Origin of the sequence: Streptomyces sp. NPDC048172, from assembly GCF_043202595.1 — a bacterium.
Classification (GTDB): domain Bacteria; phylum Actinomycetota; class Actinomycetes; order Streptomycetales; family Streptomycetaceae; genus Streptomyces.
Window position 1 is genome coordinate 101,454 of record NZ_JBIDAT010000004.1, and the last position, 14,360, is coordinate 115,813.

Sequence of the window (14,360 nt, forward strand, 5' to 3'; positions counted from 1 at the left end):
ACGACCGATCGACCCGAACAATCCGGATATCCCGGATCGCCCGATCTTCCCGGTCGGGTCGAACGATCCCGCGCACCTGACGGAACGGCGCGTCGGGACCAGGGAGGGCGGGTGCCCGTCAGACGATCAGCAAACCCGGCCGCCCGGCGTCAGCAGACCCCGTCCCCCGGCTTGGGGTTGCCCAGGCCGAAGAGCGGGCGCAGCCGCAGTCCGGCCCAGGTGCCGACGAGCGCCACGGCGCCCCAGATCCAGCCGTGCAGGCTCCCGGAGGCGATCCCGGCGAGGTACGCGCCGATGTTGCAGCCCCCGGCGAGCCGGGCGCCGATCCCCATCAGCACACCGCCGAGCACGGCCGCGACGGCCGTACGCCCGGGGATGCCGCGGTGCAGCGTCCACACGCCACCCGCCGCCGAGGCGACCGCGGCGCCGATCATGATGCCGATGTCGGTGAGGCTGTTCTTGTCGGCGAGGACGGGCCCGGAGTACATCGGGGCGTTCTTCGGGTCCTGCCAGAACGCCCAGGACTCCGGCGAACCGCCCAGCGCGCCCACGAGCTTGGAGCCCCACAGCGAGAAGGCGCTCGTGATGCCCCACGCGCCGCCCGAGACCAGCAGGACGGCCCCGCCCAGCACCGCGAGGGCGAGCGCGCCCGCCGCCAGCGGCCACGAGCCCCGCACCGCGCGGCGGAGCGCGCCGCGCGCCGAGGGCGGGGTGCCGACCGGCGGCGGATTGCGGCGGGCCTGCACCCGCCGGGCCACGAGGAAGACCAGCGCGAGCAGCACGAGGGTCACCGCCCAGGAGCCGAACCAGCCGAGCCCGTCGGAGAAGAGCACCGGATCGAAGGCGGGCAGGTCGCGCCAGAGCCCGTACTGCCAGGCGGCGAGCGTCGATCCGGCGATGAACCCGCCCAGCGTGAGGACGATCGTGCTCTGCCCCGAGCCGACCGCGAACAGCGTGCCGGAGGCGCAGGCGCCGCCGAGCTGCATGCCGACGGCGAAGAGGAAGGCGCCCAGCAGCAGCCCGACGCCGATCGGCCCGGCGCTGGGCGCGGGGACCGAGCCGAAGAGCCCGGTGCCGGTGCCGATGATCAGCGCGAAGAGCGTCGCGGTCGTACCGAGCAGCAGCGTGTGGGCGCGCAGCCCGGTCCCGTTGCCGACGGCCACCAGCTGCCGCCAGGCGGAGGTGAATCCGAAGCGGGAGTGGAAGAGCGCGACGCCGAGGCCGATGCCGAGCAGCAGCAGGACGGCGGGCTTGGCGCCGTGCGCGGACCAGACGTACGCGGTCAGCGCGGCGCCGATCAGCCCGGCGACGACGAGCGGAACGGTCCGTACGCGGGGCAACGGGGCGGCCTCGGGCACGGGGGCACTGGTGGGTGAGGGGGTCAGCAGGGAGGCGCGCGAGGGCGCCTCCGCGGGAGGAGCGGTGGTCACGGGACTCTCCGGGAGAGGAAGAGGTTCGGGATGCGGACGGCGTCAGCCCAGCATGTGGGCATGACCGGTGAAGGGCCGGAGCGGGTCAGCGACGACAGAGACCGTCGTCGACGCTCCACGCCGTGGCCGCGAAGAGCGCGAGTGCCAGCAGGCGTGCGGGTCCGAACATGCGTGCCACGGTAAGGGAACATCCGGAATCGCATCGTCCCGTCTCAGAGAACGAGACAAACCATGAGACAAGGCGCGGGTCCCACCCACGAGTAGGGTCCCGCCCCATGACCGACTCCACCGACTCCACCGCCCCCACCGGCACCTCCCACGACTCCCCCGCCACCCCTCACGACACCCCCGCCGTCTCCGTCGAGCGCGACGGACCCGTCACCACCGTCGTCCTCTCCCGCCCCCACGTCCGCAACGCCGTCGACGGCCCGGCCGCCCGCGCGCTCGCGGACGCCTTCCGCGCCTTCGACGCCGACCCCGGCGCGCGCGTCGCCGTGCTGTGGGGCGCGGGCGGTACGTTCAGCGCCGGGGCCGATCTCAAGGCGCTGCCCACCGACCGGGCCAACCGCGTCGCGCCCGACGGGGACGGGCCGATGGGGCCGACCCGGATGCGGCTGTCCAAGCCCGTGATCGCGGCCGTCAGCGGGCACGCCGTGGCGGGCGGGCTGGAGCTGGCGCTCTGGTGCGACCTGCGCGTGGCCGAGGAGGACGCGGTGTTCGGCGTCTTCTGCCGCCGCTGGGGCGTGCCCCTCATCGACGGGGGCACCGTGCGGCTGCCGCGCCTCATCGGCGCGAGCCGTGCCGCCGACATGATCCTCACGGGCCGTCCGGTACCCGCCTCCGAGGCGTACGGGACGGGGCTCGTCAACCGGCTCGTACCGCCGGGCCGGGCGCGTGCCGAGGCCGAGGAGCTGGCCGCGGGGCTCGCGCGCTTCCCGCAGACCTGCATGCGCGGCGACCTCGCCTCGCTGCACGCGCAGGAGGGGCTGCCCGAAGAGGAGGCCATGGCACAGGAGTTCACCTACGGGCGTGCGGCACTCGGCGAGGCCGCAGAGGGCGCGGCCCGGTTCGCGGCGGGCGCGGGGCGGCACGGTTCGTTCGACCCCGAGTGAACCATGGCAAACAAGGTCAACAGCCTCACTTGATTACCAATGGCAAGAATCATCGCGTACCGCCTTGACCGCGCTCTCCCCCGGCAATAGACAGACAGTCGTTCTCCACGTGCATCCAAGCGCCGGCCCCGGCCGGCCCCGCTCCGTACCCACTCGTCCCGGGGAAGAGAAGAGGTGGTTGGCGTGAGCCAGCCCGAGATGATGCGAGGACCCCTCGGCGGCCAGGTCACCGACACCTCCCGCCAGCAGGCACTGAACGACTTCCTCCGCCCGCAGGCCCCGCTCGCCAACGTCATCGGCTTCGGCCACGGCGTGAAGTGGAGCGAGGGGCAGCCCACGGGCGAGGAGGCGGTGCTCGTCTTCGTCACCCAGAAGGTGCCGGAGTCGATGCTCTCCGAACGCGACGTCGTCCCCTCCCGGATGGACGACGGCACGCCCACCGACGTGGTCGCGGTCGGCCACGTCACCGCACAGCGCACGACGCAGTCGCGCCCCGGCGGGCGCCGCGCCGACGACCAGCCCATGACCGGCCGCCCCGACGGCGCGCTCACCGAGCAGCTCGCGGGCTTCTCGCAGCCGCTGCTCGACGAGCTGGGCCAGCTCGGCCGCGGCCTCGCCATGGCCACGGCGACACCGCAGATGCTGACGCGCAGGCTGCGCCCCTGCCCCTCGGGCTTCTCGGTCGGGAACGTCCAGGTCACCGCGGGCACTCTCGGCTCCGTCGTGTACGACCTGCTCCCGGGCGCCACCCTCGACCCGCCCGCGCCGGGCATCGGGGTCCCGCGGCAGTTCTACATCCTGTCCAACAACCACGTGCTGGCCGACTCCAACCGCGCGCCGGGCGGCAGCGCCATCGTCCAGCCCGGCACATTCGACGGCGGCCAGGACCCGGCCGACAGGATCGCGACGCTCGACCGGTTCGTCACCATCCAGTTCGCGCCCCAGGTTCCGCTGGAGCGGCAGAACAACGTCGTGGACGCGGCGCTCGGCAAGGTCGAGTTCCAGGACGCCACCCGTGAGCAGTACTTCAGCGGTGCGCCGGACCGGTGGCGCCGCAAGGCGAACGTGGCCGTCGGCGACCTCGTCAAGAAGACCGGCCGCACCACCAACATCAGCTTCGGCCGGATCATCGCGACCGACGCCGTCATCGACGTCAACTACGGCACGGCGGGCACGGCCCGCTTCCGCGACCAGATCCTCACCACGAACATCTCGGCCGGCGGCGACTCCGGCTCCCTCGTCACCTCGCTCGACACCGTCGCGCTCGGCCTGCTCTTCGCGGGCTCCACGCTGGTGACGGTCGTGAACCACATCGAGAACGTCCGCGCGCTGCTGCGCGTCGAGATCGCCGAGCAACTGGCCTGATCCGGAAGGGGGAACGTGCCATGGGCACTGCCGCACAGAAGAAGAAGGGCCAGGTCAGCGAGCACCGGTACATCAACCCGCAGGGCGCCGAGGTCAAGACGCGCGACGAGGCGTTCGCGGGCACGATGGAGGTCTCGCCCGAGGCCCTCCAGACGTCCAGCAAGCTCGAACTCCACAACGGGGCGGTCACCTTCGCCATCGAGGTGAAGTACAACCCCAACACCTACCCGCACGTCGTGACCGGCGGGCAGATCACCTCCGGCATCTGCGGCGCGCCCTGGGACATCACGGGCGGCCTCATCGGCCAGCAGATCCGGCTGGACGCGAAGCGCGCGGGCCAGGGCTCGTGCGCGAGCACCCTCACGATCGTGGGCGAGTACCAGAACCCGCCCGCGTACCGCGGCACGTACGGCTTCGACGGCGCGACGTCCTCGTTCAAGCACACGACGAAGTTCGAGTGCTGAGCGGTACCCGGCCGAGCAGGCACCACAAGGGCCCCGGGCACAACCGCCCGGGGCCCACGCACTCCGCACCCGTCGCTAGCTCGTCCGCGAGCGCGCCTTGAAGGCCGCCTTGCGCGCGGCCTTCGCCGCCGCCCTGTCCGGCAGGACCCGGCCCATGGCCTCCAGGACCTCGCCCGTCGCGGGGTGGTCGACCTGCCACGCCTTGTCGAAGAAGCCCGAGTGCTGCTCGACCAGGCCGCTGACCAGCTCGTGCAGCTCCTCCGGCTCGCCGACGGTCGCGAGCTGCGCCGCGATCGTGTCGACGGTCAGCCAGAACACCATCTGCTCGTCGGGCTGCGGTACGTCCGCCGCGCCGCGCTCCGCCAGCCAGACGCGCGCCAGCCCGCCCAACTGCCGGTCGTCCAGCACCTCGCGCAGCGCGGGCTCGGCCTCCGGGCCCGCCAGCGCCAGCGCCTGCTGGCAGGCGAGGCGGCGCACGGGACCGTCCTCGTCGCCGCCGCGCGCCGCGGCGAGCAGCTCGCGCGCCGCCTCCACGGTGCCGGAGTCCGCGTGCCGGGTGGCGAACCAGGCCTCGATCTCCGTCTGCGCGTTGTCCTCCGTGTACGCCGGGAGGGCGGCGAGGAGCGCGCTCGCCTCCGCGTCCGCGAGGTCACCGACGGCCGGGGCGTCGATCCCGGCCTCGCGCATCCGTACGCGCGTGCCGTGCAGGCCGAGCGGGGTCAGCCGCACCATGCCGTACCGCGAGACGTCCTCGTCGTCCATCTCCGCGTCGAACTCGCCCTCGCCCTCGGCCGCTTCGCGCGTCAGGGCCTCGTCCACGGGCTGGTACTCGACGAGCCCGGTCGGCTCCAGCATCCGGAACTGGTCGTCCAGGCGCATCATCGCCGTGGACACCTCTTCCAGGACCTCGTCGGTCGGCTCGTCCATGCCGTCCGGGACGATCATCGAGGCCGCGAGGACCGGCAGCGGTACGAGCGTCCCCGCGGCGACGGCGGGGTCCCCGGCCGTGAGCAGGTAGAGGTTGCCCAGCGCGCTGTCGAGGAAGTCGGCCTCCTCCTCCGGGTCCCACTCCATGGCGTCGAGGTCGATGGCGTCCGGGTCGATCTGGCCGTCCTCCCCGATCGCGTTCTCGATGCCGCCGACCAGGTCCTCGAAGCTGGGGGTGGCGGCGTCGGCCAGCACCGTCTCCAGCCCGTTCTGCCACAGGTCCAGCACCTCGTCGGGGCCGGGGGCCGGGCCGGGGCCGCCGGTCAGCGCCGTGAACTCCTCGTCGGGCCGGGCGACGCCGACGGGCTCGTCGCTGGCGGGGCCGCCGTCGTCCCCGCCCCCGGACCCCTCCTCCGGCTCGTCCTCCCCGTCCTCCTCGACCTCCAACAGGCCCGTGTCCACCGCGAAGTTCCAGGCGTCGGCCGCGAGCGCGGGCGCGTCCTCCTCGCCCGCCAGGCCGAGGTGCTCGGCCGCCGCCTTGAGCTGCTCGGCGAGCAGCTCGCCGCCCGCGCCGACCGGGATGCCGGAGTCGCCCGCCTCGCGCGCCCAGCGGGTGAGTTTCACGGCGCGCGAGAAGAGCGGCGCGGCGAGTGCGTCCCGCGCCAGCTCGGCGTCGGAGGGCAGCCGTACGGGCGGCATCGTGGGACGGTCGTCACCGGTCATCTGCGCGTTCATCTCCTACGGGGTGCTGACGGGTTGTGGGAGTCTCCGGGCGGCCCCCGGCGCATGCCGCGACGGGCCGGAGCACGAGCCCCCAGGGTAGACGGGATCTGTCCCCGGCTGCCCGAATCGTGCACCCGGCACGTAACAGGATCGCCAAGCCCTGGGGCCCGTCTTCGTCACGTCCTTGACAACTTCTGTTCCCCCGCCAGACTTTACGCGCGTAGAGACTGCTCCTCCCCTTGTCCCCCACGCCTCCGGAGGTTTCTGTGTCATCCCGTCTGGCCCGCAGATCCGCGCTCACCGTCGCCGCGCTGTGCTCGACCGCGCTGTGCACGACCGTGCTCGCACTGCCCTCCGCCGCGAACGCCGGGACCGACGACGCCGCGGCGGCCCGTTCCGGCTCCGTCCGCGTCCACGACATCCAGGGCAAGACCCGGATATCCCCGTTCGCGGGCAAGCGCGTGGCCGACGTGCCCGGCGTCGTCACCGGCGTGCGCGGCTTCGGCTCGGCCCGAGGCTTCTGGCTCCAGGACCCCCGGCCCGACCGCGACCCCGCGACGAGCGAGGGCATCTTCGTCTACACCGGCAAGGAGACCCCGAAGGTCGCCGTCGGGGACGCGCTGCGCGTCTCCGGCGAGGTCGCCGAGTTCTACCCGGGCGGCAAGGAGGCGGGCGGCCAGTCCGTCACCCAGCTCACGAAGGCCGAGTGGACGAAGGAGAAGAGCGGCGCGAAGCTCCCCGCCGCCTTCCGGCTCACCCCGCGCAGCGTGCCCGAGGCGTACGCGCCCGACGCGGGCGGCAAGAGCATCGAGGACCGCGAACTGCACCCGGGCCGCTACGCGCTGGACCGGTACGAGTCGCTGGAGGGCATGCGCGTCTCCACCCGCGAGGCCCGCGTCACCGGCCCCACCTCCAAGTACAACGACCTGTGGGTGACCACCGACCCCGGCCAGAACCGCACCCCGCGCGGCGGCACCTTCTACCGCTCGTACGAGGACCAGAACGGCGCGCGGCTGAAGATCTCCTCGCTCCTCGACCTCGACGAGCACCCGTTCCCCGTGGCCAACGTCGGCGACCGGCTGCGCGGCACCACCGAAGGCCCGCTGGACTACGAGCAGTTCGGCGGCTACACGCTGCGCGCCACCGAGCTGGGTGAGCACCAGGACCGCGAGCTGAAGCGCGAGGAGACGCGCCCGCAGCGCGAGGACGAGCTGTCCGTCGCCACGTACAACGTCGAGAACCTCTCCCCCAAGACCGAGCCCGCCAAGTTCGACCGGCTCGCGGAGGGGCTGGTGCGCAATCTCGCCGCGCCGGACATCGTCACCGTCGAGGAGGTCCAGGACGACAGCGGCCCGGACGACGACGGCACGGTCGACGCGGACAAGACGCTCAAGCAGCTGACCGAGGCCGTGAAGAAGGCGGGCGGGCCCGCGTACGAGTGGCGGCAGGTCAGCCCCGAGGACGGCGCCGACGGCGGCCAGCCGGGCGGCAACATCCGTGTCGCCTTCCTCTACAACCCCGAGCGCGTCACCTTCACCGACCGCGAGGGCGGCGACGCCACGACGCCCGTGAAGGTCGAGGAGAAGGACGGCGCCCCGGCCCTGTCCGCCTCACCGGGCCGGATCGCGCCCCAGGACCCGGCGTGGAAGGCGAGCCGCAAGCCGCTGGCGGGCGAGTTCCACTTCAAGGGCCGCCCGGACACCCCCGTCTTCGTGGTCGCCAACCACTTCAGCTCCAAGGGCGGCGGCGACCTGGAGGGCGACGAGCCGATGGAGGGCCGCTTCCAGCCGCCGACCCGGCACTCGGAGCCGCAGCGCGTCGAGCAGGCGAAGATCCTCAACGCCTTCGCCAAGGACATCCGCGCGATCGACAAGAAGGCGGTGATCGTCGCGGGCGGCGACTTCAACGACTTCTCGTTCTCCCCGTCCCTCGACGCGCTCCGCGCGGGCGGCGCGCTGACCAGCCCGATGAACCGGCTGCCGGAGAACGAGCGCTACGGGTACGTCTTCAACGGCAACTCGCAGTCGCTGGACCACCTGCTGACCAGCCCGGGTGCGGGCCGGCCCGAGTACGACATCGTGCACATCAACGCCGAGTTCGCGGACCAGTCCAGCGACCACGACCCGTCAGTGGTACGGATGCGCCTGCGGTGACGGCCCCGCGGGGCCGGCGGGGCCCGCGGGGAACTGCTGCGGCGGCTGTCCGTACGGCGACTGCCCATGAGGCGGCTGTCCGTACGGCGGCGCGGCCGGGTACGCGGTTCCCCGCACCCCCTGGGGCTGACCGGGCTGGCCGGGGCGCTCGTCGTCCCGGCGGCCCTCCCCCGTGAGGTCCCGGACGAGCAGGGCCGCGCCCGCGACGGCGCCCGGCATCAGCAGGACCGCGACGAACGGCACGAGGAAGAGCAGCGCCAGCGGCGCCCCGAACCCCAGCGCGAGCGCCTTGCGCTGCCGCAGCATGGCCAGCCGCTGCCGTACGGCGATCCCCCGGCGCTGCATCGCGACCGAGGTCAGCTCCAGGGCCAGGAAGAACCCGGTGACGCAGATGGCTATGACGGGGATGACGGACTGGCCGACGAAGGGCACGAAGCCCAGGAAGAAGAGCGGCACGGTCCACAGCAGCGTGCGCCCCAGGACGTAGAGACTGTCGCAGAGCGAGATCCACAGCTCGCGCCAGAGCGGGTGGTCGGGACCGCCCGCGGGCAGCCCGCCCTCGTCGGTCTCGACCTGCTCCGACAGCTTCTCGTAGAAGGGCTCGCCTATCAGCAGCGTGACCGCGGCGAAGGTGACCACCGCGAGCGCGGCCACGGCGAGCCAGAACAGCACCGCGAACACCGTGCGCAGCAGGCCCTGCCAGGGCGATTCCCAGCTGTCGGCGAACGGCGTCGCCCACTCGGCGAGGTCGTCCGCCCAGAAACCGACCACGGTCAGTGCCGCCACATACAGCACCAGGGTGACGAGCGCGGGCAGCAGTCCGAACCCGAACCACCGCCCGTGCCGCAGCACCCACTGCTGTCCCCGCCCCAGATACCGTGCACCGGCCGCAAGATCATGCATGCGCCCAGCCTAGAGGGTCCCGGGGTATCCGGGGCGGCCTGTGGACAGCCGGTCCGCCGACCGTCAGTTGTGGCTGTGCAGCGCCTCGTTCAGACCGCCCCAGGAGCCGGTCCGCTGGAGGACCTCGACGGCGCCGGTGGTCGAGTTGCGGCGGAACAGCAGGTTGTTCGCGCCGGACAGCTCGCGGGCCTTGACGATCTCGCCGTCGGGCAGCGTCACGCGCGTACCGGCGGTGACGTACAGCCCGGCCTCGACGATGCAGTCGTCGCCCAGCGCGATGCCCAGGCCCGACTCCGCGCCGAGCAGGCAGCGCTCGCCGACGCGGACGCGCTCGGTGCCGCCGCCGGAGAGGGTGCCCATGGTGGAGGCGCCGCCGCCGACGTCCGAGCCGTTCCCGATCACGACGCCCTGCGAGACGCGGCCCTCGATCATGGAGGTGCCCAGGGTGCCCGCGTTGAAGTTGACGAAGCCCTCGTGCATGACGGTGGTGCCCTCGGCCAGGTGCGCGCCGAGGCGGACGCGGTCGGCGTCGCCGATCCGGACACCGGACGGCGCGACGTAGTCGGTCATGCGCGGGAACTTGTCGACGCCGAACACCGCGACGTGCTGCCCCGCGGCACGCGCCCGCAGCCGTACGGACTCCAGCGTGTCCACGGCGACCGGGCCGAGGGAGGTCCAGGCGACGTTGGCGAGGGTGCCGAAGAGGCCGTCCAGGCTCTGCTGGTTCGGCTGGACGAGGCGGTGCGAGAGCAGGTGGAGCCGGAGGTAGGCGTCGTGCGCGTCCAGCGGCTTGTCGTCCAGCGACGCGATCACCGTACGGACGGCGATGATCTCCACGTCCCGCACGGCGTCCCGGCCGGCCGCCTGCGGCGCGGCCTCGCCGAGCAGCTCGGCGGCGCGCTCGTCGCTCAGGCGCTCCGTCCCGGAGGGACCGGGGGCCTCGGCGAGCTCCGGGGCGGGGAACCAGGTGTCGAGAACGGTGCCGTCGGCGGCGACGGTGGCGAGCCCGGCGGCGACGGCGCCGGTCATGGGGGTGGTGGATGCATCGGTCATGCCCAAACGCTAACCGGAGCCCCGCCCCGATCACGAACCGGCCGACCCCTCCCGGAAGCCCCCGGTCCGTCAGCGGATCACGCTGGCGAGCGCGGTGCGGACCTCGTCACGGTCGAAGGGGCGGTCGGTGAGGAGGAACTGCAGCAGCAGCCCGTCGATCAGCGCGACGAGCGCCCGCGCGGTGGCGAGGTCGGCCGTGTGCCGCCCGAGCAGCCGCGTCATGTCGTCCAGCCAGGCGGCGGCGAGCGGCTGGAGCGGGGGGCGGCGCAGGGCCGCCAGATACAGCTCGTACTCCAGCCGGATCCGGCCGCGCCCGCCCGAGGCGTACTCCTCCAGCACCTGCGTCAGCGCCTCGGCGAGCGTGTCGTCCCGGCCCGCCAGCCCCGACTCCCAGCTCTCGATCGCGGTCGTCGGCTCGCAGTTCACCTGCTCCAGCGCGGCGACGAGCAGCTCGTCGAGGCTCGCGAAGTGGTACGTGGTCGAGCCCAGCGGCACATCGGCCTCGGCGGCCACGGCGCGGTGGCTGAGCCCGGAGATGCCCTTGAGCTCCACGATCCGGATCGCGGCGTCGATGATCCGCTGGCGGCGCTCGGGGTCGTACCGGCGGGCCATCAGTGCGCACCTCCCAGATTCAGCACGACGACGCCGCTGATCACCAGCAGCACCCCCAGCACCTTGGCGGCGGTGACGGACTCCCCGATGAAGACCATCCCGATCAGCGCGATCACGGCGGTGCCCGCGCCGGACCAGATGGCATAGGCCGTGCCGACGGACATCGTCTTCAGCGTCTGCGCGAGCAGCACGAAGGCCACGAGATAGCCCACGGCGGTGATGAGCGAGGGCCACAGCTTGCTGAAGCCCTCGCTGTACTTCATCGACGTGGTCGCCAGGATCTCGGCAAGGATGGCCCCGGAGAGCGTCACGTACATCATGCGTACGAGCGTACACAACGTTGCGTACGCCCGTACACAACTTTTAGAGCTCCGTCTTGTGCCGGAGCACGCAGAACTCGTTCCCTTCCGGATCCGCGAGCACGGTCCACGTCACCTCGGGCCCCTGCCCCACGTCCGCACGCCGCGCCCCGAGCGCGACGATCCGCTCGATCTCGGCCTGCTGCTCGCCCTCCCCGTCCCCGGGCGTCAGGTCGATGTGCAGCCGGTTCTTCCCCGCCTTCTCCTCGGGCACGGCCAGGAACGTGATCCCGGGAAGCGCCGTGGCGGACTTCCCGATCACGACCTCTTCCTCGTCCTCGTAGACGACCTTCCAGTCCAGCACCTCGGCCCAGAACCGCCCCAGCAGTCCGGGATCGTGCGCGTCGACAGCTATTTGGAACAGAGAAACACTCATGCCCGCCAGCATGGCTGGCGGGCATGAGTGCTGCTACCGCGTTTCCGACCGGGCGGACGATCAGACGTTGAAGCCCAGCGCGCGCAGCTGCTCGCGGCCGTCGTCGGTGATCTTGTCGGGGCCCCACGGGGGCATCCAGACCCAGTTGATCTTCAGCTCGTTGACGATTCCCTCCGTCGCCGAGCGGGCCTGGTCCTCGATGACGTCGGTCAGCGGGCAGGCCGCCGAGGTGAGCGTCATGTCGATCGTGGCCACGTTCGAGTCGTCCACATGGACTCCGTAGACCAGGCCGAGGTTGACGACGTCGATGCCCAGTTCGGGGTCGACGACGTCCATCATCGCCTCGCGGACCTCGTCCTCTTCCGCGGGCTTGGTGGTCATCTCCGTCATGCCGCGCCCCTCTCCTTCTCGCTGAACGCCTGCGCTGTCGCGTCCTTCCACGCCATCCAGCTCAGCAGAGCACACTTCACGCGTGCCGGGTACTTCGAGACGCCGGCGAACGCGACCGCGTCCTCCAGCACCTCCTCCATGGCGTCGTCGGGCTCGATCTGGCCCTTGGACTGCATCAGCTCCAGGAACGTGTCCTGGATCCTCCGCGCCTCCTCCAGCTCCTTGCCGACCAGCAGCTCGTTGAGCACCGAGGCGCTGGCCTGGCTGATGGAGCAGCCCTGGCCCTCGTACGAGACGTCCTGGATCGTCTCTCCGTCGTACCGCACGCGCAGGGTGATCTCGTCCCCGCACGTCGGGTTGACGTGGTGCACCTCGGCATCGCCGTCGCGCAGCCCGCGCCCGTGCGGATGCTTGTAGTGGTCCAGGATCACGTCCTGGTACATCGAGTCCAGCTTCACCGACAGCCCCTAAGCGAAGAAATTCCGTACGTGTTCCAGGCCGTCCGCCAGGGCGTCCACCTCGGCGGGCGTGGAGTACAGATAGAACGACGCTCGCGTCGTCGCGGGAATTCCGTACCGCAGGCAGACGGGGCGCGCGCAGTGGTGTCCGACGCGGACCGCGATGCCCTGCTCGTCCAGGACCTGACCCACGTCATGCGGGTGGATGTCACCCAGCGTGAAGGAGATCGTGGCGCCTCGGTCCTCGGCCGTGGAGGGGCCGATGATCCGGAGGTCGGGGATCTCCTGGAGCCGCCGCACCGCGTACTCGGTGAGGGCGTGCTCGTGCTGCTGGATGCGGTCCATGCCGATCGACGTGAGGTAGTCCACGGCCGCGCCCAGCCCGACCGCCTGCGCGATCGGCGGGGTCCCGGCCTCGAACTTGTGCGGCGCCGGCGCGTACGTCGACGCGTGCATCGTGACCGTCTCGATCATCTCGCCGCCGCCGAGGAACGGCGGCAGGTCGTCGAGCAGCTCCTGACGGCCCCAGAGGACGCCGATGCCGGTCGGGCCGCACATCTTGTGCCCGGTGAAGGCGACGAAGTCGGCCTGGAGCGCCTGGACGTCCAGCACCATGTGCGGCGCGGCCTGCGAGGCGTCGATGACGACGAGCGCGCCGACCTCCTGGGCGCGGCGCACGATCGACTCGATCGGGTTGACCGTGCCCATGATGTTGGAGACCAGCGTCAGCGAGACGACCTTGGTCTTCTCGGTGATGAGCTGCTCGGTCCCGGAGAGGTCGAGGCGGCCGTCGTCGGTCAGCCCGAACCACTTCAGCTCCGCGCCCGTGCGCTGCGCGAGCAGCTGCCACGGGACGATGTTGGAGTGGTGCTCCATCTCCGTGATGACGATCTCGGTGTCGCGCTCGACGCGGTAGGGCTCGTCGGCCCAGCCGAGCATGTTCGCCACGAGGTTGAGCGACTCCGAGGCGTTCTTGGTGAAGACCACCTCGTCGCGGCTGGGCGCGTTGATGAACGCGGCGACCTTGTCGCGCGCGCCCTCGTAGAGCGCCGTGGCCTCCTCGGCGAGGACGTGCACCCCCCGGTGCACGTTGGCGTTGTGCCGCTCGTAGTAGTCAGCCAGGGCTTCGAGGACCTGGGTGGGCTTCTGCGACGTCGCGGCGTTGTCCAGATAGACCAGCTGCTTGTCGTCGTGGACAAGGCGGTCGAGGATCGGGAAGTCCTTCCGGATCGCCTCGGTGTCGAGAAGGCCCGGCAGAGAGGGGGTCACGCAGCGGCACCACCCTTCACGTACTCCTCGTAGCCCTCCTCCTCCAGCTTGTCCGCGAGCTCCGGGCCGCCGGACTCGGCGATGCGGCCCTTGGCGAAGACGTGGACGAAGTCGGGCTTGATGTAGCGCAGGATGCGCGTGTAGTGGGTGATCAGCAGGGTGCCGACCTCGCCGCCCTCGCGGACCCGGTTGACGCCCTCGGAGACCACGCGCAGCGCGTCGACGTCGAGGCCGGAGTCGGTCTCGTCGAGGATCGCGATCTTCGGCTTCAGCAGTTCGAGCTGGAGGATCTCGTGGCGCTTCTTCTCACCGCCGGAGAAGCCCTCGTTGACGTTGCGCTCGGCGAACTTCGGGTCGATGGAGAGCCGCTCCATGGCCTCCTTGACCTCCTTCACCCAGGTGCGCAGCTTGGGGGCCTCGCCGCGGATGGCGGTGGCGGAGGTCCGCAGGAAGTTGGAGACCGAGACGCCGGGGACCTCGACCGGGTACTGCATGGCGAGGAAGACGCCGGCGCGGGCGCGCTCGTCGACGGACATCTCCAGGACGTCCTCGCCGTCGAGCTTCACCGAGCCGCTGGTGATCGTGTACTTGGGGTGACCCGCGAGCGAGTAGGCCAGCGTGGACTTGCCGGAGCCGTTCGGGCCCATGATCGCGTGGGTCTCGCCCTGCTTCACGGTCAGGTCGACCCCGCGCAGGATCTCGTTCGGGCCGCCCTCGGTTTCGACGGAGACGTGCAGGTCGTTGATCTCAAGCGTTGCCATGGGGA

15 protein-coding genes are annotated in these 14,360 nt (G+C 71.7%); 4 read left to right on the plus strand and 11 right to left on the minus strand.

The window, feature by feature from the left end:
- Positions 1-149 precede the first annotated feature (149 nt).
- On the minus strand, positions 150-1,430 hold the full coding sequence (locus ACGF3A_RS18265; RefSeq protein ID WP_393730943.1) for a YeeE/YedE family protein: 1,281 nt from the start codon (positions 1,428-1,430) through the stop codon (positions 150-152).
- Positions 1,431-1,705: 275 nt separating this feature from the next.
- Here ACGF3A_RS18265 and ACGF3A_RS18270 point away from each other — a divergent pair, with 275 nt between their 5' ends.
- From ACGF3A_RS18270 to ACGF3A_RS18280, 3 genes are all read left to right on the plus strand, one after another.
- Entirely contained in the window at positions 1,706-2,542 is an 837-nt protein-coding gene (locus ACGF3A_RS18270; RefSeq protein WP_393730945.1) for a crotonase/enoyl-CoA hydratase family protein, read from the plus strand.
- Between the two features lie 183 nt (positions 2,543-2,725).
- Positions 2,726-3,907, plus strand: coding sequence for a hypothetical protein (locus ACGF3A_RS18275; protein WP_393730946.1), 1,182 nt, complete (start codon positions 2,726-2,728; stop codon positions 3,905-3,907).
- Positions 3,908-3,927: 20 nt separating this feature from the next.
- Entirely contained in the window at positions 3,928-4,371 is a 444-nt protein-coding gene (locus tag ACGF3A_RS18280; protein WP_393730947.1) for a hypothetical protein, read from the plus strand.
- Between the two features lie 75 nt (positions 4,372-4,446).
- Here the strand turns inward: ACGF3A_RS18280 and ACGF3A_RS18285 are convergent, their stop codons facing one another.
- On the minus strand, positions 4,447-6,021 hold the full coding sequence (locus ACGF3A_RS18285) for a hypothetical protein (RefSeq protein ID WP_393731878.1): 1,575 nt from the start codon (positions 6,019-6,021) through the stop codon (positions 4,447-4,449).
- A gap of 266 nt (positions 6,022-6,287) precedes the next feature.
- On the opposite strand from ACGF3A_RS18285, the gene ACGF3A_RS18290 reads away from it, so the two are divergent.
- Positions 6,288-8,174, plus strand: coding sequence for an endonuclease/exonuclease/phosphatase family protein (locus ACGF3A_RS18290; RefSeq protein ID WP_393730948.1), 1,887 nt, complete (start codon positions 6,288-6,290; stop codon positions 8,172-8,174).
- Here ACGF3A_RS18290 and ACGF3A_RS18295 read toward each other — a convergent pair.
- The 9 genes from ACGF3A_RS18295 to sufC form a co-directional block, all read right to left on the minus strand.
- Positions 8,148-9,077 (minus strand): EI24 domain-containing protein, encoded by a 930-nt coding sequence (locus tag ACGF3A_RS18295; RefSeq protein ID WP_393730949.1) that lies wholly within the window; start codon positions 9,075-9,077, stop codon positions 8,148-8,150. The two genes, ACGF3A_RS18290 and ACGF3A_RS18295, sit on opposite strands and share 27 nt — an antisense overlap.
- 63 nt (positions 9,078-9,140) lie before the next feature.
- On the minus strand, positions 9,141-10,130 hold the full coding sequence (gene dapD, locus ACGF3A_RS18300) for a 2,3,4,5-tetrahydropyridine-2,6-dicarboxylate N-succinyltransferase (RefSeq protein WP_393730951.1): 990 nt from the start codon (positions 10,128-10,130) through the stop codon (positions 9,141-9,143).
- A gap of 69 nt (positions 10,131-10,199) precedes the next feature.
- Entirely contained in the window at positions 10,200-10,742 is a 543-nt protein-coding gene (locus ACGF3A_RS18305) for a TetR/AcrR family transcriptional regulator (protein WP_393730953.1), read from the minus strand.
- Positions 10,742-11,062 (minus strand): DMT family transporter, encoded by a 321-nt coding sequence (locus ACGF3A_RS18310; protein WP_393730955.1) that lies wholly within the window; start codon positions 11,060-11,062, stop codon positions 10,742-10,744. The genes ACGF3A_RS18305 and ACGF3A_RS18310 overlap by 1 nt, the downstream gene beginning before the upstream one ends.
- Positions 11,063-11,105: 43 nt before the next feature.
- Positions 11,106-11,477, minus strand: coding sequence for a VOC family protein (locus ACGF3A_RS18315; protein WP_393730957.1), 372 nt, complete (start codon positions 11,475-11,477; stop codon positions 11,106-11,108).
- 60 nt (positions 11,478-11,537) lie between these two features.
- Positions 11,538-11,867: a metal-sulfur cluster assembly factor gene (locus tag ACGF3A_RS18320; protein WP_165298161.1), complete on the minus strand. Its 330-nt coding sequence runs from the start codon at positions 11,865-11,867 to the stop codon at positions 11,538-11,540.
- Positions 11,864-12,325 carry a Fe-S cluster assembly sulfur transfer protein SufU gene (gene sufU, locus ACGF3A_RS18325; protein WP_393730959.1) on the minus strand — a complete coding sequence of 154 codons (462 nt, stop codon included), beginning with the start codon at positions 12,323-12,325 and terminating at the stop codon, positions 11,864-11,866. Before sufU ends, ACGF3A_RS18320 begins: the two co-directional genes overlap by 4 nt.
- Before the next feature lie 9 nt (positions 12,326-12,334).
- Positions 12,335-13,594, minus strand: coding sequence for a cysteine desulfurase (locus ACGF3A_RS18330; protein ID WP_393730961.1), 1,260 nt, complete (start codon positions 13,592-13,594; stop codon positions 12,335-12,337).
- A complete protein-coding gene (gene sufC, locus ACGF3A_RS18335; RefSeq protein ID WP_393730963.1) occupies positions 13,591-14,355 on the minus strand; it encodes a Fe-S cluster assembly ATPase SufC in 765 nt (254 codons plus the stop codon). Before sufC ends, ACGF3A_RS18330 begins: the two co-directional genes overlap by 4 nt.
- Between the last annotated feature and the right edge of the window lie 5 nt (positions 14,356-14,360).

Coding starts and splice junctions, on each gene's coding strand:
- ACGF3A_RS18315 (WP_393730957.1), bottom strand. CDS start 11,477: ATGAGTGTTTCTCTGTTCCAAATAGCTGTCGACGCGCACGATCCCGGA.
- dapD (WP_393730951.1), bottom strand. CDS start 10,130: ATGACCGATGCATCCACCACCCCCATGACCGGCGCCGTCGCCGCCGGG.
- ACGF3A_RS18295 (WP_393730949.1), bottom strand. CDS start 9,077: ATGCATGATCTTGCGGCCGGTGCACGGTATCTGGGGCGGGGACAGCAG.
- sufC (WP_393730963.1), bottom strand. CDS start 14,355: ATGGCAACGCTTGAGATCAACGACCTGCACGTCTCCGTCGAAACCGAG.
- ACGF3A_RS18310 (WP_393730955.1), bottom strand. CDS start 11,062: ATGATGTACGTGACGCTCTCCGGGGCCATCCTTGCCGAGATCCTGGCG.
- ACGF3A_RS18305 (WP_393730953.1), bottom strand. CDS start 10,742: ATGGCCCGCCGGTACGACCCCGAGCGCCGCCAGCGGATCATCGACGCC.
- ACGF3A_RS18270 (WP_393730945.1), top strand. CDS start 1,706: ATGACCGACTCCACCGACTCCACCGCCCCCACCGGCACCTCCCACGAC.
- ACGF3A_RS18285 (WP_393731878.1), bottom strand. CDS start 6,021: ATGACCGGTGACGACCGTCCCACGATGCCGCCCGTACGGCTGCCCTCC.
- ACGF3A_RS18320 (WP_165298161.1), bottom strand. CDS start 11,867: ATGACGGAGATGACCACCAAGCCCGCGGAAGAGGACGAGGTCCGCGAG.
- ACGF3A_RS18280 (WP_393730947.1), top strand. CDS start 3,928: ATGGGCACTGCCGCACAGAAGAAGAAGGGCCAGGTCAGCGAGCACCGG.